The organism is Pseudomonas sp. MHK4 (assembly GCF_054600775.1).
In genome coordinates, this window is the sequence record NZ_BAAIAK010000001.1 from 286,466 (window position 1) to 306,002 (window position 19,537).

Sequence of the window (19,537 nt, forward strand, 5' to 3'; positions counted from 1 at the left end):
AGGCGGGGTGGAGGCGTCCCGACCGGTCGTTCTGGTACGGATGTTCCGCAAAAACCCTGCAGTCAGCCCCGAAATCGCCTTCGACTGCTAGTGTTGTTCAATGTGCGCCTGCAGAGCAGCGTACCGTTGACCGAATATGTCGCAGCACCGCAAGCATGGGCCTTGCCGCACTCGTTAAGCTGCGCAACGGATGAGCACCCGTAAAGGCATTGCGCTGCATGCAGCCCAGTCGCTTTTGCAGATGCCCATTCACGGAAGGTGAATGTGACCCGAGTGTCTCGTTTAGCTTCACCCACCTGTCATCCTGTTGCCTCTGCCCGAGAATCAGGAACAGGGTGACGGATAGCTTTGAAACATAGCCCCGAACAGGGGTGTTTCGCGCGACGCTTTCATCAATAACAAGCCCAAGCGGAGTACCACAGATGGCGTTCTTCACCGCAGCCAGCAAAGCCGACTTCCAGCACCAACTGCAAGCGGCACTGGCGCAGCACATCAGTGAACAGGCACTGCCACAAGTGGCGCTGTTCGCTGAACAATTCTTCGGCATCATTTCCCTGGATGAACTGACCCAACGTCGGTTGTCTGACCTCGCTGGCTGTACTCTTTCTGCGTGGCGCCTGCTTGAGCGCTTCGATCACGCGCAACCGCAAGTTCGCGTCTACAACCCCGATTACGAACGCCATGGCTGGCAGTCGACCCACACCGCGGTCGAAGTGCTGCACCACGACCTGCCGTTCCTGGTGGACTCGGTGCGTACCGAGCTGAACCGTCGCGGCTACAGCATCCACACCCTGCAAACCACCGTGCTGAGCGTGCGTCGTGGCAGCAAGGGCGAGTTGCTGGAAATCCTGCCCAAGGGCACCCAGGGCGACGACGTGCTGCAAGAGTCGTTGATGTACCTGGAAATCGACCGTTGCGCCAACACCGCCGAACTGAACGTGCTGTCCAAAGAGCTGGAGCAAGTGCTCGCCGAAGTGCGCGTTGCGGTGGGCGATTTCGAGCCGATGAAAGCCAAGGTCCAGGAAATCCTCACCAACCTGGACAACAGCCAGTTCGCCACCGATGCCGACGAAAAGAGCGAAATCAAGAGCTTCCTGGAATGGCTGGTGGGCAACCACTTCACCTTCCTCGGCTACGAAGAGTTCGTGGTCAGTGATGAAGCCGATGGCGGCCACATCGTCTATGACAAGGACTCCTTCCTTGGCCTGACCAAACTGCTGCGCGCCGGGCTGAGCTACGATGACCTGCGCATCGAAGACTACGCCGTGAACTACCTGCGCGAACCGACCCTGCTGTCGTTCGCCAAGGCGGCGCACCCAAGCCGTGTGCACCGTCCGGCTTACCCGGACTACGTGTCGATCCGTGAAATCGACGCCAACGGCAAAGTCATCAAGGAATGCCGTTTCATGGGCCTGTACACCTCCTCGGTGTATGGCGAGAGCGTGCGGGTCATCCCGTACATCCGCCGCAAGGTCGCGGAAATCGAACGCCGTTCCGGTTTCCAGGCCAAGGCTCACCTGGGCAAGGAACTGGCCCAGGTACTCGAAGTACTGCCGCGCGACGACCTGTTCCAGACCCCGGTGGACGAGCTGTTCAGCACCGTGATGTCGATCGTGCAGATCCAGGAACGCAACAAGATCCGCGTGTTCCTGCGCAAGGACCCGTACGGTCGTTTCTGCTACTGCCTGGCCTACGTGCCGCGTGATATCTACTCCACCGAAGTACGGCAGAAGATCCAGCAAGTGCTGATGGATCGCCTGAAAGCCTCGGATTGCGAGTTCTGGACCTTCTTCTCCGAGTCCGTGCTGGCCCGTGTGCAGCTGATCCTGCGCGTCGACCCGAAAAACCGCATCGACATCGACCCGCTGCAACTGGAAAACGAAGTGATCCAGGCCTGCCGCAGCTGGCAGGACGATTACTCGGCCCTGACCGTCGAAAGCTTCGGCGAGGCCCAGGGCACCAACGTGCTGGCCGACTTCCCGAAAGGTTTCCCGGCCGGTTACCGCGAGCGTTTCGCAGCGCATTCGGCTGTGGTCGACATGCAGCACCTGCTGAGCCTCAACGAAAAGAACCCGCTGGTGATGAGCTTCTACCAGCCGCTGGGCCAGGTCGGCCAGCGCGAGCTGCATTGCAAGCTGTACCACGCCGATACCCCGTTGGCGCTGTCCGACGTCCTGCCGATCCTGGAAAACCTCGGCCTGCGTGTGCTGGGTGAATTCCCGTACCGCCTGCGCCACACCAATGGCCGCGAGTTCTGGATCCACGACTTCGCCTTCACCGCCGCCGAAGGCCTGGACCTGGACATCCAGCAACTCAACGACACCCTGCAGGACGCGTTCGTCCACATCGTGCGCGGCGATGCCGAGAACGATGCGTTCAACCGCCTGGTACTGACCGCCGGCCTGCCATGGCGTGACGTGGCGCTGCTGCGTGCCTACGCCCGTTACCTCAAGCAGATCCGCCTGGGCTTCGACCTGGGCTACATCGCCAGCACCCTGAACAACCACACCGACATCGCTCGCGAACTGACCCGGTTGTTCAAGACCCGTTTTTACCTGGCGCGCAAGCTGAGCAGTGACGATCTCGAACAGCGTCTGGAACATGCGATCCTGACCGCGCTGGACGACGTCCAGGTGCTCAACGAAGACCGCATCCTGCGTCGCTACCTGGACCTGATCAAGGCCACCCTGCGTACCAACTTCTACCAGACTGACGCCAACGGCCATAACAAGTCGTACTTCAGCTTCAAGTTCAACCCGCACTTGATCCCTGAACTGCCAAAACCTGTGCCGAAGTTCGAGATCTTCGTCTACTCGCCACGCGTCGAAGGCGTGCACCTGCGCTTCGGCAACGTGGCCCGTGGCGGCCTGCGTTGGTCCGACCGTGAAGAAGACTTCCGTACCGAAGTCCTGGGCCTGGTAAAAGCCCAGCAAGTGAAGAACTCGGTGATCGTGCCGGTGGGTGCGAAGGGCGGCTTCCTGCCGCGTCGCCTGCCTCTGGGCGGCAGCCGTGACGAGATCGCGGCCGAGGGCATCGCCTGCTACCGCATCTTCATTTCGGGCCTGTTGGACATCACCGACAACCTCAAGGACGGCGCCCTGGTGCCACCGACCAACGTCGTGCGCCATGACGACGATGACCCGTACCTGGTCGTCGCAGCGGACAAGGGCACCGCGACCTTCTCCGACATCGCCAACGGCATCGCCATCGACTACGGCTTCTGGCTGGGTGACGCGTTTGCGTCCGGTGGTTCGGCCGGTTACGACCACAAGAAAATGGGCATCACCGCCAAGGGCGCGTGGGTTGGCGTGCAGCGCCACTTCCGCGAGCGCGGCATCAATGTCCAGGAAGACAGCATCACCGTGGTGGGCGTCGGCGACATGGCCGGTGACGTGTTCGGTAACGGCTTGCTGATGTCCGACAAGCTGCAACTGGTCGCGGCATTCAACCACCTGCACATCTTCATCGACCCGAACCCGAACCCGGCGACCAGCTTCGTCGAGCGTCAGCGCCTGTTCGACCTGCCGCGTTCGGCCTGGTCGGATTACGACACCAGCATCATGTCCGAAGGCGGCGGCATCTTCTCCCGCAGCGCCAAGAGCATCGCGATTTCCCCGCAGATGCAGGAACGCTTCGACATCCAGGCCGACAAGCTGACCCCGACCGAACTGCTCAATGCCTTGCTCAAGGCACCGGTGGACCTGTTGTGGAACGGCGGTATCGGCACCTACGTCAAGGCCAGCAGCGAAAGCCACGCCGATGTCGGCGACAAGGCCAACGATGCACTGCGCGTGAACGGCAACGAACTGCGCTGCAAAGTGGTGGGCGAGGGCGGTAACCTGGGCATGACCCAGTTGGGTCGTGTCGAGTTCGGCCTCAATGGCGGCGGTTCCAACACCGACTTCATCGACAACGCCGGTGGCGTGGACTGCTCCGACCACGAAGTGAACATCAAGATCCTGCTGAACGAAGTGGTTCAGGCTGGCGACATGACCGACAAGCAGCGTAACCAGTTGCTGGCGAGCATGACCGACGAAGTCGGCGGCCTGGTGCTGGGTAACAACTACAAGCAGACCCAGGCCCTGTCCCTGGCGGCCCGTCGCGCCTTGCCGCGGATTGCCGAGTACAAGCGCCTGATGAACGATCTGGAAGGTCGCGGCAAGCTGGATCGCGCCATCGAGTTCCTGCCGAACGAGGAGGCGCTCAACGAGCGCATCGCCGAAGGCCATGGCCTGACCCGTGCCGAGCTGTCGGTGCTGATCTCCTACAGCAAGATCGACCTCAAGGAGCAGCTGCTGGGCTCCCTGGTGCCGGACGACGACTACCTGACCCGCGACATGGAAACCGCTTTCCCGCCAACCCTGGTGAGCAAGTTCTCCACGGCGATGCGTCGTCACCGTCTGAAGCGCGAAATCGTCAGCACCCAGATCGCCAACGACCTGGTCAACCACATGGGCATCACCTTCGTTCAGCGACTCAAGGAGTCGACGGGCATGAGCCCGGCGAACGTGGCCGGTGCTTATGTGATCGTGCGTGATATTTTCCATCTCCCGCACTGGTTCCGTCAGATTGAAAACCTGGACTACCAGGTGTCCGCCGACGTGCAACTGGAGCTGATGGATGAGCTGATGCGCCTGGGCCGTCGCGCCACGCGCTGGTTCCTGCGTGCCCGTCGCAACGAGCAGAACGCTGCCCGTGACGTCGCGCACTTCGGTCCGCACCTGAAGGAGTTGGGCCTCAAGCTCGACGAACTGCTCAGTGGCGAGATCCGCGAGAACTGGCAGTCGCGCTACCAGGCGTACGTCGAAGCTGGTGTGCCGGAGTTGCTGGCGCGCATGGTGGCGGGTACGTCGCACCTGTACACCCTGCTGCCGATCATCGAGGCCTCCGACGTGACCGGCCAGAACCCTGCGGACGTGGCCAAGGCCTACTTCGCCGTGGGCAGCGCGCTGGACATCACCTGGTACCTGCAGCAGATCAGTGCCCTGCCGGTTGAAAACAACTGGCAGGCCCTGGCCCGTGAAGCGTTCCGCGATGACGTCGACTGGCAGCAACGTGCGATCACCATCTCGGTCCTGCAACAGGGCGACGGCAGCCAGGACGTGGAAACACGCCTGTCGCTGTGGATGGCGCAGCACAGCAGCATGATCGAACGCTGGCGCGCCATGCTGGTGGAAATCCGTGCCGCCAGCGGTACGGACTACGCCATGTACGCGGTGGCCAACCGTGAACTGTTGGACCTGGCGCTGAGCGGGCAAGCGGTGGTGACTACCGCTGCACCTGCCAGCGAAGTGCTGGAGCCGGCGGCCTGATCAGGCGTTGAATGAAAAAGCCCCGCATTGAGAGATGCGGGGCTTTTTTTTCGGCCGAGGTTTTTATAGCGTCAATTCTGGCCCCTTCGCGGGCAAGCCCGCTCCTACAGTGCTACGCGGCTAACCTGTAGGAGCGGGCTTGCCCGCGAAGGGGCCCTATGTGTCAATACAACTTATTACCTTGTTTATTATCAGCCATCGACACTTTATCTGTCGGCCTGGTCAATAAATTACTGAGTGACTGGTCAAACTTCTGCAGTGCCCTTACTTGCACATTTTGCTGTTCATTAATATCGGCAACAATATCTTCACTGCGTTTAAAATCTGCCCACACCGGGCTCAGTGCTACGGCGTCATGGCCTCTTGCCGTGCCGATATAGTTGAGGTTGCGATCATAGAAGTGCGCACTGACATTGGCCTCGACGTCCGAACTACGCGAAGTGATCAACTGGCTGCGGCTGTCGACGATGGCGACCACGTCCGGTTTTGCCGCCTTGAGGCTCTGCATGTCCGGGTACACCGTGACCGAACCGAACTGGCGTTGCAGCGAGGCCTTGACCCAGTCCACCGCCAGGTCGGGCTTGGACGTGGCGACATAGGCGTCGTGGATCGGTTGAACCAGCAGGCTCTGGCCGAAACCGGTGCCGGCATTGGTTTGGTAGTCCTGCAAGTAGGCACGATTGGCCTGGGTGTTGTGGCTGTAGACCACGCCCAGGGAAACGTCGTGGCCGTTTGGAATGCTGGAGGCACTACTGCGACCCACGGGGTCGGTGAAGATACCGTCCAGCGAAGATACCGCGGAAGGTGCCGTTGGAATCGAGCAGCCGGTTAACAGCGCCGTTATTGTCAATGTACTGACAAGTGCAAGTTTCATGGTGTTTCTCCACTGAAACAACATCAGTCGGAAAGTTAAGTTGCCGGACACGGCCGGCAGTGGCTTTCAGACTAAACCTGGAGTCGCCAAATTAAATACCCAATCTGCTTGATAATCAGGTGGTCAATAGTTTTATTTGGTTTAAAGAAGTACGGTTAAGTGCCCGAAGAAATAAAAAGACCCCAATCACGGATTAAGGCCTGTTTATTTATGGCTATTCGTTCAGCGATCAGTTTTTCAAGGGGACCAGCACTTTTTCGTCTGGCGACAACACCATGAATACCAACAGTTTCGCGGGTTTGGTTGTGCTGGCGTTCTTCGACACCAGATGCTCCGAGCCAGCGGGTTCGTACCAATACTCACCGGCCTTGTACGTCACCTCCTTTTCGCCCTTCACCTGGGAAGTGATCGATCCCGAAAGTACATAGGCCATGGCCGTACCGTCGTGTTTGTGGGCGATCGACGCCTGGCCTGGCTTGTAGTCGACCTCAATCATCAAAGCCTTTTTGCCTGGGACGTTTTTCAGCATCTGGTCCTGCAACACCGTGACCTTTTCTGAAGGATCACCGGCCTCGTGGGCTAACGCCGAGGCGCAAACGGTCAAGGCAAGGGCCGCGAGAGAGAAGCGCAACATGTTCATGGTTCATCACCTGCAGTGGTTAGTTGTCAGGGACCAATCTATTGCGTCAGGGGGGACAAACAAACAGCCAATTCTCGGGAAGGCCAGGGGACCAATGTGCGGCGCTTAAACGAAAAAGATCGCAGTCCCCGACAACGTTTGCAGAGGTACCCATACTCTGCAAGCGCGACCAGGGACTGCGATCTTTAACCGTATTTTATCTGATCGGAAAGCTGTTGAAGTCGACGGCGTTGGCCAACTGGCAATCGATCAGGTCGATGAAGCCTTGCACCTGGGGACTGTTGAAATGCGATTGCATCGCCGTTTCCGATTGCCAGTGGGCGCTGACAGTCCAGCGGTTACTGTCCTCAGGGCAGCGGTCGACCATATAGGATTCACAGCCCGGTAGTTCGCGCAGGGTGTCGACAATCTTTTGCAATTGCTGACCCAGTTCTTCCGAGCGGCCGGCGACGGCCTGAACCTTTACGGTATTGATCACGTTGTAGGACATTGACACTCACTCCTGAATCAGGCCGGACGAATCCTGCTCATTGAGGGATAACGCCTATGCAGGATAGGCCTGCACCCCCGGACCACCAATAGCCAATCGCCGGATAAAGCCGCAGACCAATCGTCAGGCTACCTGCTGCAAAATGTCCCGAAAACGATCCAGGGCGATGTCGATGTCCAGGGTCTCAATCGCGCCAAAACCGAGGTAAAACCCGGCCTGGGGCGCTTCTTGGTAGAAAAAGCTGTCGATGGCATAGAGCCCCACTTCAACCTTTTTCGCCAGTTCGATCACCAGCGCCACGTCGATCGGGACCTTGCACAGCACCGCCATGTGAAAACCCGCGGTAATCGGCACCGCCTCAAGCCAGGGCGAGAGATCGCCGGCCATGCGCGCCAGGATCCGTTCACGCCGGCCCGCGTAAATCGAGTGGCAGCGACGAATGTGCTTGAGCAGGCAGCCTTCGGCGATGAACTTGGCCAGTGCCCACTGGGGCAGGGTGGAGGTGTGCAGGTCGGTGAGCTGTTTGGCGCGCACCACCGCCTCGAGAATCGCTGGCGGCAGGATCGCGTAACCCAGGCGCAGCTCCGGCAGCAGGGTTTTCGAGAAGGTCCCGACATAGGCGACGATCCCGCGCTCATCCATGCTTTGCAGCGAATCCGTGGGGCGGCCTTCGTAGCGAAACTCGCTGTCGTAGTCGTCCTCGATGATGATCGCGCCCAATTCATGGGCCTTGGCCAGCAATGCGACCCGCCGCTCCTGGCTCATGGGCATGCCCAGGGGGAACTGGTGCGACGGGGTGACGTAGATCAGCCGCGTTCCGCGGGGGATTTTCTCCACCACAATGCCTTCGGCGTCCACCGGCACGCCCATCACCGTGGCGCCGTGGGTGCCGAACAACAGCCGCGCCGGTGGATAACCGGGGTCCTCCATGGCGACGATACTGCCGGGGCGGGTCAGCACTCGGGAAATGAGGTCCAGCGCCTGTTGCGCGCCGTTGCACACCACCACGTCCTCATCCCGGCAATTGACCCCGCGAGAAAAGGCGATGTGCTGGGCGATGGCATTGCGCAAAGCCGGCAGGCCTTCGGGCAGGCTGTAGAAGCCCTTGGACCCGGCGATCTGGCGCAGCGCATGGGACGTGCAGCGGCGCCAGTCGTCCTGGGGGAACTGGCCCTTGCTGGTGGCGCCGCCAATGAAGTCGTAACGCAGCGAGCCTTCCAGCGTCGGGTGGCGTAGAAACACCGGCAGCTTGCGCCAGGACTCGATCACCTCAAAGCCGGCGAGCTCGTCAGGGCTCTGCTTGCGCTCGACCTTCGAGGCCCGGGCGTTGACGTAGGTGCCTTTGCCAATCACCCCAGTGAGGAAGTTTTCATAGGTCAGCTGGGCATAGGTATCGGAAATGGTCTTGCGTGAGATGCCCAGTTGCTCGGCCAGCAGGCGGCTTGGCGGCAGTTGCGAACCGGCTGCCAGGCGACCCGATTCGATAGCGCTGCGCAGTTGCTTGTACAACTGGCCCGCCAGGTCCTTGCGGCCGTTAATGACGACGTGTAGTTCCATACCGGCAAGGCTCCTGGGCTGTTGAGACGCGTGTGCATCGCGCCAGATTAACCGCAACTTGTGTTTATACATAAGTTGCGTGTAGGAAAAACCGCCAATTGGTCTGCGCCCCGGTGGTCCACGGAGAATTCGCCCAATTGGACCTGTAACGCCGCCTTATCAACGACTACCTTGGGGGCAAATCATCGCTAAATGAGGTTGCGCCATGAACCCCCGCCTGGATTACTACAGCGCCTCGCCCAAGGCGATGAAAGCGATGATCGCCATGGAAGCCCTGACCAGCAGCCTGAGCATCGAGCCGGCGCTGCTGCACCTGGTCAAGATCCGTGCCTCGCAGCTCAACGGCTGTGCGTTCTGCACCGACATGCACTCGGTGGACGCCCGGCGCCTGGGCGAAACCGACCGCCGGCTGTATTCGATTGTGGTGTGGCGCGACAGCAACTTCTTCAATCCCCGTGAGCGCGCCGCACTGGCCTGGACCGAGGCGGTGACGCTGCTGTCCCAGGACCATGTGCCGGATGCCGTTTACGAGCAGGCCCGGACGCAATTCAGCGAAGGGGAGCTGGTGGACTTGACGATGGCTGTCAGCACCATCAACAGCTGGAATCGACTGGCCGTGAGTTTTCGCCAGGCGCCTAGCGCCTGAGTGCTGTCACACGCCGTTCATGCACGTTGCGCAAGATGGAGCTCCCAGGGAAAGATCGACAGGGAGTCATCGATGTCAGGCATGGAAACCCGCAGTGCTCAGCCGGTAGCGCAATATCGCGCAGCCCTCGATACAACCCTGTCCTGGCGCGCCCGAGCGGCCCAGCTCGATCCATTGCTGGCGCAGTGCTTCAGCGTCACTGCCCGTTGCGGCTGCTACATGCAGGCGGCCCGCCGCCTCAACCTCAAGGCGACGCGGTTGCGCGAGCAATTGGCGCAGCTTGAAAGGCAGTTGCAGTGTTCGCTGTTCAGCCCGTCGGAGAACGGCCTGGTGCTCAGTCGTGAGGGGCTGCAACTGCACAAACAGCTGACCGCGCTGGCGCATGAACGCGAGCTGCCGGTGATCGAGCAACCCCGGGTGCGGCTGGCCGTCGCCGAGACCATCCTGCACGACATCCTCGGTCGCGATCTGGTGGCGTTGCTGCGACGCAATGCCAGTGCACGCCTGGACATCATCAGCCTCGACAGCGAATTGTCCCTGCAGGCAGTCAGCGCCGATATCGTGGTGTGGCTGGCGGGTACCGATTCGCCGCTGCCGGGACCGAGTTTCGCCGTCAGCGAGCCGCGATGCCTGGCGCGACTCGACTACGTGCCGCACATCGCCAAACGCTATTCACGGGTCGCCGCCCGGCCGGACGGCCTCGATGACCTCGCCGACTTCATGCTGGTGCAATGGCAGCACGATCGGCAGGTCGACAGTTTTCGACCCTGGAACGACCTGGTCGACCAGCGCCTGGCCGGGGTCGTGCAGCTGCACTCCTACGAACTGATGCTGGAGATGGTCCGTTGCAGCGCCTGCATCGGCCTGTTGCCCGGCTACATGAGCCACTTCGACCGTGGTTTGATCGGTTTGCCGGGGTTGTTCAGCCAACCGATGCAGCGCCAGGTGTGGATGGCGGTGAATGCCGAATCCGAGGGTGAGGTGCAGGTGCAGGCGATTGTCGAGTTGATCCTCAGCACCTTCGAAGAGCGACGGGAGTGGTTTGAAGGCTGAACTCGATCAAATGTGGGAGCGAGCCTGCTCGCGATGGACGTTAACGATAACGCGTGAATCCTGACACCCCACGGCGCTCTCGGGTTTTTCGCGAGCAAGCTCGCTCCTACAGGGTTTTTGCCATGGTGGATGCGTTAGAGTAACTGGCCATGTCTGTCTCAAGGATGAATCACCCATGACCGCCACTGACGCCGTCATCACCCTCGAACGCCTCAACGAATTCCACGTTGAAGGCATCACTGCGCTCTACCGCGATCCGCTTGTCGCCCGTCAGACGTTGCAAATGCCGTTTCCGACCTCCGAGACTTGGCACAGACGCCTGGCGACAGACAACGAGCGTGTCTTTCAATTGGTGGCCCTGCACCAGGGGACGGTGATTGGCAGCATTACTCTGGAGCAGTTTTCCCGTATCCGTCGCAGCCATGTCGGCAACTTCGGCATGGGCGTTGCCCCTGCGTGGCAGGGCAAGGGCGTGGGTTCGACACTGTTGGCGGCGGCGCTGGATATCGCTGACAACTGGATGAACCTGCGGCGGGTCGAGTTGAGCGTGTATGCCGACAACGAAGCGGCCATCGGCCTGTATCGCAAGTTCGGCTTCGAAAACGAAGGGCTGTTTCGCGACTATGCAGTGCGTGATGGTGCCTACGTCGATACCTTGAGCATGGCGCGTCTGCGCAGCATGCCCGGGGCCGATTGATCGCACGCCCTGAGGTAAACGCCACCGCTCGTACGTTTAGTCGTACGTCGGTGGCGCGCATCTGCCATGCTCAAAGTCCGCAGCACCGCTCCAACCATAGGAACACCGCAATGGACGACGTACAGCAACTGGGCGAGATGCTTCGCCACTACGCAGAAAGCGAAGCGCACAAGAAGCAGCTGTTCGAGACGCAATCGGCCGAATGGACGACGCGTATTACCGAGCTGTTCGATCAGATCCAGCAGTGGCTGGAGCCGGTGCTGGCACCGCATCTGCTGGAAGTGAACCGCGAGGCGTACACCGCTTCGGGGCCGAGCGTTCCGGTCGAGACATCGACATTCAAGAGCGAGAAACTGTCCATTGTGATTGCCGGAAAACCGGTGGAGTTCGTGCCGGATGTGATGGGCGCGGGCGGGCAGATTTCACTGGCAGTCATGGGCCTGACCGCCGCGCGCTATGGAAGTGTTTCGCTGGTATGCCTGCCGACAACGAATGGCTGGCAGTGGCGCAAGACCAACGGCCTCAAAGAAGCGGACACTTTTGTCTTCGATGCAAGTTTTCTGGCGCAGCAATTACAAAGTCTAATCCCCCGCGAACGTGGCTAAAGCCATGTTTACTTCGGTTGAATAATGTTTAAATGGCCAGGTGGCGTCCAGAATGGCCAGGTCGACTTGGCCGATTTTGTTCCGTCAGGAAACTTGGCCTGAACCGAAAACACATAATGAGTGCCAGGTTGCAGTTCGTAATTAACGTGATAGGGTGTAATCACATCCATCTGGGTTTGCCCCCACTCAATGCTATACCCGGTGACCGAACTTTGCCGTGGGGTCCAACTGAACCATGCGATGTTGGGCGAAACGACGTCATGATCGTCAATGTAAGGGCCGGGAAGTAATTCCCTAGTATAGAACGAGCTGGAAGCGGGTTGGGACACGTTTCCTGCTGCATCTCTTGCAGCAATTTCAACCCTGTAGGTTGTAGCTTCTCGTAGTCCAGTAAACGTGTAATAGTTGTCGGGGTGGTTGGCGGAGATCACTTGATTCTCGAGTATGATTCGATAGCCAGTGACCTTTAGATTGTCGGTAGAAGGTGTCCAGGTGGCTGTTGCTGAAGTATGGGCAATATTGCTGAACACCGGTGTGCCAGGTCGCGTAGGCGGCACGTCGTCGATATCCGGAAAAAGTATTTTTGCTGATTCTCCGGGGATGTTATTGGAATTGACAGCCCAGACTTCGAAAGTGTTTTTATTGGCTTCAAGGTTGGTAACCGTGTAAGGCGATCCAGGCGCGTAAACAGGGGTTTCGTCATTGACTAAAATCATATAGCCATGCGCAAGATGCACAGGTGGCCATGTCAATCTTACCGAAGTGCTGTTGATGGCTTGTGCGCTCAGGTGTGCTAGTTTGTGAGGCGGGGTGATGTCGCCAGATACGTTAAGAGTCATAGCGGGCGACAGTTCATTCGTGCCTTTTAGGCGCGCTCTGACGTCAACGGGGGCGAACACATTCTCCGTGACGACTATTGTACACTGTTCATCTTTTCCAACATAGAAAGTATAGGGGTAGTGATATATTTGGAAGTCGTAGTCAAGGCTTGATGAGTATGCTTCTTTCCATTCCAATAGTCCGACATGATGCGGCGCGTGTCCAAGATCCATGACTGAAAAATCAGGGTCGATAGGTGCTCCGGGCCGACGCTCGAGTGTGATGGAGGCCCATCTTGAATATAATCCCACATTATCTTCGGCCCGTACCGAAAATACATACTCCGTGGCACGATCAAGATTGGTAACCGAATAAAACAAGTTGGTAGTGTAACCGAGGAAGTTTCCGTCACGGGTAACTTCGTATCTCTTGATACCACTGACGTCGTGGGACAGCTCCCATTCCAATGTGACCGATGTCATCCCGATGCTAGCCAATCCCAGGTTCGCTGGCGTGCTGGGAGGAGCAATATCTTCGACGTGAAGTACTACTTCCGGGCTGAAAGCACTTGTCCTGCCAAGCGCATCTACTGCGCGAACTTTATAGGTGTGGCGACCAGGCATAACCGACTCTAGAATGCCTGGCGATGTATGTGGAGTTATTGTTATGACTCCGTTTGCATGAATCTCGTAATACTGTATGGGAACATTCGTTGGTGCAATCCAGTCGAGTTGTACTTGTTCGGTCAAATCTACCTGAGCTGCTGAAAGCCTTGCTGGTGCGTCAGGGAGTGGATATTGTCTTCCTCGTTCCATGTTGGTGTTGATGCAAAAATCGACGAGGCCGGTTCCCGGAATAAAATCGACATTGACAATATTCGCAAATATCCCCCTTTTTAGAGCCGGGTTGAAGAAGTTGCGAAAGTATGGAAGGTGAGCGTCGTCACGTGGTAGGCGCATGGCACCATTGGCATTGCGCGCATGGGCTTGAAACATCCAGAGATCACCGAAAACCTCTATAGTGCCATTTTTGATTTTACTGAAGACTTCGTTGGTGTAATTCGTCAGGTGCGCCAAGCTTGAGTCCGTGCCTGCCCACATATTTTTAATGGATGGCCAGTGATTTCCTGTCCTGATGTTGGCGGGAGCTGCAATAATTATATTTCTCCCGGGGTAGTTCTGATTGAGCTCCCGTAATGTCATATGTTTTGCGCTTGGTGGAATTAACAGGCTGTTAAGTGGGGCGAGATAGCGCTCGCACCTAGGGATGCTGTCTTTTATTTTGCCTGTTTTGTATGATTCTATTGAAAGTATGATTATCTCTTTTGGGTTGCTTAAGGCAAACGATCTCATGGTTTCTACGCAGTGATCCAGGCGCCGACCGGTATTTATACCATGCTCAAAACATAATTCCTCAACCAGCCGGACACTGTTCTGGCCTGTGGGTTTGTTATAGCTGGAATCAATTATTCGAAGGTCGAAAACACGAGCGCCATGGGCAAGCTGATAGCTAAAGGTATCATCCTGGCAGGCGGCAAGCAGTCCATCAATATGCCAGAGTTTTTTCAGGTCCGCTCCAGCATTGTGAGTCGATGGTAATACCAGGTTTTGAATTCTAAGTTCGAGTATGGACTGCCAAATCTCGGTCATCCATCGACTATGGTTGACGGTGGGTCCGATCTCACGACTAATATGAATGTCGCGGGATGTTTGAGTTGGTACGTTTTTTAATTCATTTTCTTGTTCAGCCTGGCTCATGATCATGACCCTACTTAAGGAATACTGTGAGGGACCAGTATTGGCGGGCGGGCGCGTGCCGGCAACTAGCAGAACTATTAGTTGTGAAATTTTTAATCTTGTCTATAAGCGACCCAGGTTCATCACACCAGTTTCGAGGTGATCCATACGCTGCCATGCGCTTTGGAAACCGCGACGAAAAAAAACAGGTTCATGGATATTTCATTTATGCGGATCAGTTAAGTTGTACTGCTGCGGCGATCTGGCGCGATCTGATACGGTTCTTAATGATTCAGCTGAATCTGTAACGCGCTGCACCGCTGGCGCATAGTTGCCCTCGGAACGAGCCACAGAACCCGATGCCCCCGCATTCCTGATGAGGTAGCGATGTATCAATACGACGATTACGACCGGGCACTGGTATTCGAGCGGGTTGCGCAGTTTCGCGATCAGGTCGAACGCTTCATGGCGGGCGAACTGAGCGAGGAAGAGTTCCTGCCGTTGCGCCTGCAGAACGGCCTGTACATGCAAAAACACGCCTACATGCTGCGCGTCGCCATTCCCTACGGCACGCTGAGTGCCCGGCAGATGCGTACGCTGGCGAGCATCGCCCGGGATTACGATCGCGGCTACGGCCACTTCACGACGCGGCAGAACATGCAGTTCAACTGGATCGAACTGGCCGAGGTGCCGGACATCCTCGAACGCCTGGCCCAGGTGCAGATGCATGCCATCCAGACCTCCGGCAACTGCGTGCGCAACATCACTACCGAAGCCTTTGCCGGGGTCGCGGCCGACGAAATGATCGACCCGCGCCCGCTGGCGGAAATCCTGCGGCAGTGGTCGACCATCAATCCGGAATTCCTCTACCTGCCGCGCAAGTTCAAGATCGCCATCTGCTCGGCCGAGCAGGACCGAGCGGCGATCATGATGCATGACATCGGCCTTTATCTTTACCCTGGCGACGATGGGCAAATGCTGTTGCGGGTGATCGTGGGTGGGGGGCTGGGGCGTACGCCGATCCTGGGCTTGCAGATTCGCGAAGGTTTGCCGTGGAGGCACCTGCTGTCCTACGTCGAGGCGGTGTTGCGGGTGTATAACCGTCACGGCCGACGGGACAACAAGTACAAGGCGCGGATCAAGATCCTGGTCAAGGCCCTGGGCATCGAAGCGTTCGCCAGGGAAGTGGAGCAGGAGTGGACCTATCTCAAGGATGGCCCGGCTCAGCTGACCCTTGAAGAGTTCGAGCGTGTTGCCAGTGCTTTCGTCGCGCCGCAGTATCGCCAGCTGGCGGATACCAGCCTTGAGTTCGGCACACATCTGGCCCAGGACCCGGCGTTCGCACGCTGGGTGCAACGCAATGTTCAGGCGCACAAGGTAGCGGGTTACGCCAGCGTGGTGCTGTCGACCAAACCGGGCATCAGTTCGCCGCCGGGGGATGTCACTGATGCGCAAATGGAGGCGGTGGCCGAGTGGTCCGAGCGTTTCGGCTTTGGCGAGATCCGCATTGCCCATGAGCAAAACATCGTTCTGCCGGACGTGCCCAAAGCCGACTTGTCCACGCTCTGGCGCCTGGCCTGCGAGCACAACCTTGGCAGCACGAACGCCGGTTTGCTGACGGACATCATTGCCTGCCCCGGGGGTGATTTCTGTGCGCTGGCCAACGCCAAGTCGATCCCCATCGCCCAAGCCATTCAAGCGCGCTTCGATGACCTCGATTACCTGCATGACCTGGGCGACATCAGCCTCAACATTTCCGGCTGCATGAACGCCTGCGGTCACCACCACATCGGCAACATCGGCATTCTCGGGGTCGATAAGAACGGCAGCGAGTGGTATCAGATCACACTCGGCGGCGCCCAGGGCAAGCACAGCGCGTTGGGCAAGGTGATCGGCCCGTCCTTCAGCGCCGCGCAAGTGCCTGACGTGATCGAACAGATCATCGACACCTTCGCGCGCTATCGCGAAAGCGAGGAATTGTTTGTCGACACCTTGCAGCGCATCGGCCTGGAGCCGTTCAAAGAGGCGGTTTATCCGAAAGTGCTGGAGGAGTCGGCATGAACAATCTGTTGCGGCTGGAGGCGAGTGGGGCGGGGATTGTCGAGGACGATCCCTGGACGCTGGTTCGGGATCTGCAGGCGCCATTGCCCAGGGGCAGGGTGATTCTGCCCTTGGCACGCTGGCTGGAAAATCCACGGCAGAATGCAGTCTGGCTGGGGCCGGACGATGAGGTGGAGGGTCTTGAGCGATGGTTTGGCGAATTGCCGTTGATCGCCCTGGATTTTCCGAGTTTTCGAGATGGTCGTGGGTACAGCCAGGCGTACTTGCTGCGCACTCGATTGGGTTGGACCGGGGAGTTGCGTGCAGTCGGTGATGTGCTGCGCGATCAGCTGAGCCACATGCGCCAATGCGGGTTCGACAGTTTTGCGGTGCGCGAAGACAAGTCGGCCGAGGATGCGCTCAAGGGGTTGGCGGGGATGAGCGTGTTGTATGGGCGGTCGGCGATCGAGCCGCGGCCTTTGTTTCGGCGGCGCTAACAGAGTCAAGATCAAAAGATCGCAGCCTGCGGCAGCTCCTGCAGGATGTACATCGATCCTTGTGGAGCTGCCGCAGGCTGCGATCTTTGTTTATTTCAACGCCGGATCCCCCATGTTCATCTTCTTCCAGCCCTGTAACAGCACCTGGGCCTTGGGTTCCTGGCCGTTATCCAGGTAATACTGGATCAACGACAACCGCGCATTACGGTTTGCCGGCTGGACTTTCAACAGCCGTTCCAGCTCCTCGCACGCGGCGTCGACCTTGCCGCTGTCATGCAATGCCACGGCCAGCACGTAGCCGTACTGCGCACTCTGCGGTTCCAGTTGCGCGGCTTTGCGCAGGAAGGGCATGGCTTGTTCGGCTTTGCCAGCGCGCACCAGCGACAAGCCCTGGGTGTGTTGCAGCAGCGCAGCGTCGGGGTGTTCCTTGAGGCTTAGCGCCATCAGCGCCTGGGCTTCCTGACTGCGACCATTGGCCTCCAGCCACTGCACCAGCGTCACCAATGCGGGGTAGAAGTCCGGGTCGCGCTGCAGTGATGTGCGCAACAAGTCTTCGACTTCGCCGCTGCGACCGCTGGCCTGATACAGCATGGCCAGGTTGAGGCTGGATTCGGCGCGTTCGGCCAGGCTCTTTTGCACGGCTTCGTACTCGCCGATGGCAGCTTCCCAGTTGCCCTGGGCGCTGCCCAGTCCGTTGCGGGCCACGCTGAGCAAGTCGCGGGCCGCCGCGATGCGCACCGCCTTCACCGGATCGCTCAGCAAGGGCGTCAACAGCGGGGCACGTTCTGGTGGCGGCAAGAACGCGCTGATGGCGCGGATGGCGCTTTCACGCACCTGCGGTGCCGGGTTGCCCAGGTCCTTGGTCGCCAGTTTCAGCGCCTGTTCACTGGGGTACAGCGGCAACTCGGCCAACAGCGTTGCCCGTTGAATGGCCGGCAGGTTGCTGCGTTGCAGTTGCTCGTACAAGGCTTGCGCGGCGCCGGGCTGGCCGTTGCGGATCAGCCACAGGCTTTCGTCGTAGCGCGGGGCTTGCACGGCGCTGGCGTTGGCAGTGTTCCAGAGCTTGAACTGCTCGGTGACCTTGTCGCCGGCCTTGCCCTGGTGGCAGGTCAGGCAGGCGTGCGGTGTGCCGAGTTTTTTCGCGCGCTCCGGGTTGGGGATGCTGAAGCTGTGGTCATGCCTGAAGTCGTTGACCATGTAGAACTTGCCGGGCATATGGCAATCCACACACTGCGAACCCGGCTGGCCCATGGTGTGGCGGGTGTGTTCGATGGAATCGTAGTTCTTCGCTTGCAGGCCTTTGCCGTCGACGGTGTCCACCGGCGTCTTGCCGGCGGTGTTGTGGCATTGCAGGCAGACGCCATTGCCCGGCGCCTTGAGTTCGGTGCTGTGGGGGTTGTGGCAGTTGCTGCAACGCACCCCCTTGTCGAACATTTTGCTCTGGGCAAAGGAGCCGTGCTCGAACACTTCGTCCTTGATCTTGCCGTCCAGGGCATACAGCTCGCGGGTCAGGGCGCTTGGCAGGTAATCATCCATCAGGCGCTTGCCGACGGTGAAGCCATCGCCCAGCGGCGCGCGGCGCGAGTGGCAGCGGGCGCAGGTTTCAATTTCGACGGTGGCGTTCTTGTCCTTGAGGTCGACGGCGAATCCTGCGTGGATCAGCTCGGTTTTTTTCGCGGTCCACTCCAGGTGATTGGAAGCCGGGCCGTGGCAGGCCTGGCAGCCGACGCCGAGACTGTTCCACTGACTGTCGAAGGTGTTTTTCGCGGCATCGAAATTGCGCTTGTACCCGGTGGTGTGGCATTCGACGCACATGAAGTTGGCGTTCTGGCTGGGTTTGCTCCAGTGCAGCGGGTCCTTGAAGGTCACGCCCTGGCCCGGGTAGAGATGAAACCAGCGGTGCTTCTCGGTATCCCAGGCCACGCCCAGGGCTTGCAAGCGACCTTCGCCGACCTCGATCAGGTACTGCTGCAACGGTGCGATACCGAAGGTGTAGGCGACCTTGAAGTCGGCGTTCTTGCCATCGATGCCGGGGGTGTTGACCCAGAATCCGTCGTCCTTGCGCGAGAACCGGGTGGTTTCGTTCTCGGCCTTGAAGGTGACGTTGTTGAAGTCGCCGAGCATGGTCTCGGCGTTCGCTTCCTGCATCGCCAATTGGTGATGGGAACCTTGCCAGTCCTTGACCTGAGTGCTGTGGCAGCCCTGGCATTGTTGTTCGTCGACCATTTTCGCGGGCGCCATGGCGACGGGCTGCGGTTGTGGCTGCGGCTTGGCGGGTTGTGCGACAGGTGCGCTGACCGGCGCATGGGGCACGGGGGCCGGTTGACTGCTGAACAGGAACCAGCCGATGCCCGCTACCGCCAGCAGCAGGAGGCCGATGGTGACGGGAAACAGGTAGCGATTGATCAGGGTCGGTGGCGAATCAGGGTTTGGCTTTGCTGAGTTATTTTTATGTGTCGGCATTACGACTTCCGTAGTCCAGGTGCGTTTGCCGTCAGGCGCGCGTTGAGGCTCGAGGCAGCTTTGCCGGAAGGCCGGCGTGTGTCAAATGATGGTTGTGATGAATTCTGA

General features: G+C 58.9%; 13 protein-coding genes. 7 read left to right on the forward strand and 6 right to left on the reverse strand.

What is annotated here, in order from left to right:
• The first annotated feature begins 422 nt into the window (after positions 1-422).
• Positions 423-5,312: an NAD-glutamate dehydrogenase gene (locus ACYP2Q_RS01350; RefSeq protein WP_459728754.1), complete on the forward strand. Its 4,890-nt coding sequence runs from the start codon at positions 423-425 to the stop codon at positions 5,310-5,312.
• A gap of 163 nt (positions 5,313-5,475) precedes the next feature.
• Here ACYP2Q_RS01350 and ACYP2Q_RS01355 read toward each other — a convergent pair whose 3' ends face one another.
• From ACYP2Q_RS01355 to pdxR, 4 genes are all read right to left on the reverse strand, one after another.
• Entirely contained in the window at positions 5,476-6,186 is a 711-nt protein-coding gene (locus tag ACYP2Q_RS01355) for an ATPase (protein WP_459728755.1), read from the reverse strand.
• 229 nt (positions 6,187-6,415) lie between these two features.
• Positions 6,416-6,826, reverse strand: coding sequence for a cupin domain-containing protein (locus tag ACYP2Q_RS01360; protein WP_459728756.1), 411 nt, complete (start codon positions 6,824-6,826; stop codon positions 6,416-6,418).
• Positions 6,827-7,022: 196 nt separating this feature from the next.
• Complete coding sequence (locus tag ACYP2Q_RS01365; RefSeq protein ID WP_459728757.1) at positions 7,023-7,316, reverse strand: putative quinol monooxygenase; 294 nt, start codon at positions 7,314-7,316, stop codon at positions 7,023-7,025.
• Positions 7,317-7,439: 123 nt separating this feature from the next.
• The gene (gene pdxR, locus ACYP2Q_RS01370) at positions 7,440-8,873 is read right to left on the reverse strand and encodes a MocR-like pyridoxine biosynthesis transcription factor PdxR (protein ID WP_459728758.1); all 1,434 of its coding nucleotides are present in this window, start codon (positions 8,871-8,873) and stop codon (positions 7,440-7,442) included.
• Between the two features lie 205 nt (positions 8,874-9,078).
• Between pdxR and ACYP2Q_RS01375 the strand changes: the two genes are divergently transcribed.
• From ACYP2Q_RS01375 to ACYP2Q_RS01390, 4 genes are all read left to right on the forward strand, one after another.
• Positions 9,079-9,519: a carboxymuconolactone decarboxylase family protein gene (locus tag ACYP2Q_RS01375; RefSeq protein ID WP_459728759.1), complete on the forward strand. Its 441-nt coding sequence runs from the start codon at positions 9,079-9,081 to the stop codon at positions 9,517-9,519.
• Between the two features lie 72 nt (positions 9,520-9,591).
• Positions 9,592-10,572 (forward strand): LysR substrate-binding domain-containing protein, encoded by a 981-nt coding sequence (locus ACYP2Q_RS01380; RefSeq protein WP_459728761.1) that lies wholly within the window; start codon positions 9,592-9,594, stop codon positions 10,570-10,572.
• A 175-nt stretch (positions 10,573-10,747) separates the two neighbouring features.
• Complete coding sequence (locus ACYP2Q_RS01385; protein ID WP_459728763.1) at positions 10,748-11,269, forward strand: GNAT family N-acetyltransferase; 522 nt, start codon at positions 10,748-10,750, stop codon at positions 11,267-11,269.
• 110 nt (positions 11,270-11,379) lie between these two features.
• Positions 11,380-11,874, forward strand: a complete 495-nt coding sequence (locus tag ACYP2Q_RS01390) for a hypothetical protein (protein ID WP_459728765.1) — start codon at positions 11,380-11,382, stop codon at positions 11,872-11,874.
• Between the two features lie 8 nt (positions 11,875-11,882).
• Here ACYP2Q_RS01390 and ACYP2Q_RS01395 read toward each other — a convergent pair whose 3' ends face one another.
• A complete protein-coding gene (locus ACYP2Q_RS01395; protein ID WP_459728767.1) occupies positions 11,883-14,450 on the reverse strand; it encodes a fibronectin type III domain-containing protein in 2,568 nt (855 codons plus the stop codon).
• Positions 14,451-14,816: 366 nt separating this feature from the next.
• On the opposite strand from ACYP2Q_RS01395, the gene ACYP2Q_RS01400 reads away from it, so the two are divergent.
• Positions 14,817-16,490 (forward strand): nitrite/sulfite reductase, encoded by a 1,674-nt coding sequence (locus ACYP2Q_RS01400; protein WP_459728769.1) that lies wholly within the window; start codon positions 14,817-14,819, stop codon positions 16,488-16,490.
• Positions 16,487-16,966, forward strand: coding sequence for a DUF934 domain-containing protein (locus ACYP2Q_RS01405; protein WP_459728771.1), 480 nt, complete (start codon positions 16,487-16,489; stop codon positions 16,964-16,966). The genes ACYP2Q_RS01400 and ACYP2Q_RS01405 overlap by 4 nt, the downstream gene beginning before the upstream one ends.
• Positions 16,967-17,056: 90 nt before the next feature.
• Here the strand turns inward: ACYP2Q_RS01405 and ACYP2Q_RS01410 are convergent, their stop codons facing one another.
• On the reverse strand, positions 17,057-19,429 hold the full coding sequence (locus ACYP2Q_RS01410) for a tetratricopeptide repeat protein (protein WP_459728773.1): 2,373 nt from the start codon (positions 19,427-19,429) through the stop codon (positions 17,057-17,059).
• Between the last annotated feature and the right edge of the window lie 108 nt (positions 19,430-19,537).

What these genes read in the sequence shown, in the direction of transcription:
- ACYP2Q_RS01360 (WP_459728756.1), bottom strand. Translation starts at nt 6,826, where the DNA reads ATGAACATGTTGCGCTTCTCTCTCGCGGCCCTTGCCTTGACCGTTTGC.
- ACYP2Q_RS01365 (WP_459728757.1), bottom strand. Translation starts at nt 7,316, where the DNA reads ATGTCCTACAACGTGATCAATACCGTAAAGGTTCAGGCCGTCGCCGGC.
- ACYP2Q_RS01375 (WP_459728759.1), top strand. Translation starts at nt 9,079, where the DNA reads ATGAACCCCCGCCTGGATTACTACAGCGCCTCGCCCAAGGCGATGAAA.
- ACYP2Q_RS01395 (WP_459728767.1), bottom strand. Translation starts at nt 14,450, where the DNA reads ATGAGCCAGGCTGAACAAGAAAATGAATTAAAAAACGTACCAACTCAA.
- ACYP2Q_RS01355 (WP_459728755.1), bottom strand. Translation starts at nt 6,186, where the DNA reads ATGAAACTTGCACTTGTCAGTACATTGACAATAACGGCGCTGTTAACC.
- ACYP2Q_RS01400 (WP_459728769.1), top strand. Translation starts at nt 14,817, where the DNA reads ATGTATCAATACGACGATTACGACCGGGCACTGGTATTCGAGCGGGTT.
- ACYP2Q_RS01390 (WP_459728765.1), top strand. Translation starts at nt 11,380, where the DNA reads ATGGACGACGTACAGCAACTGGGCGAGATGCTTCGCCACTACGCAGAA.
- ACYP2Q_RS01385 (WP_459728763.1), top strand. Translation starts at nt 10,748, where the DNA reads ATGACCGCCACTGACGCCGTCATCACCCTCGAACGCCTCAACGAATTC.
- ACYP2Q_RS01380 (WP_459728761.1), top strand. Translation starts at nt 9,592, where the DNA reads ATGTCAGGCATGGAAACCCGCAGTGCTCAGCCGGTAGCGCAATATCGC.
- pdxR (WP_459728758.1), bottom strand. Translation starts at nt 8,873, where the DNA reads ATGGAACTACACGTCGTCATTAACGGCCGCAAGGACCTGGCGGGCCAG.
- ACYP2Q_RS01410 (WP_459728773.1), bottom strand. Translation starts at nt 19,429, where the DNA reads ATGCCGACACATAAAAATAACTCAGCAAAGCCAAACCCTGATTCGCCA.
- ACYP2Q_RS01405 (WP_459728771.1), top strand. Translation starts at nt 16,487, where the DNA reads ATGAACAATCTGTTGCGGCTGGAGGCGAGTGGGGCGGGGATTGTCGAG.
- ACYP2Q_RS01350 (WP_459728754.1), top strand. Translation starts at nt 423, where the DNA reads ATGGCGTTCTTCACCGCAGCCAGCAAAGCCGACTTCCAGCACCAACTG.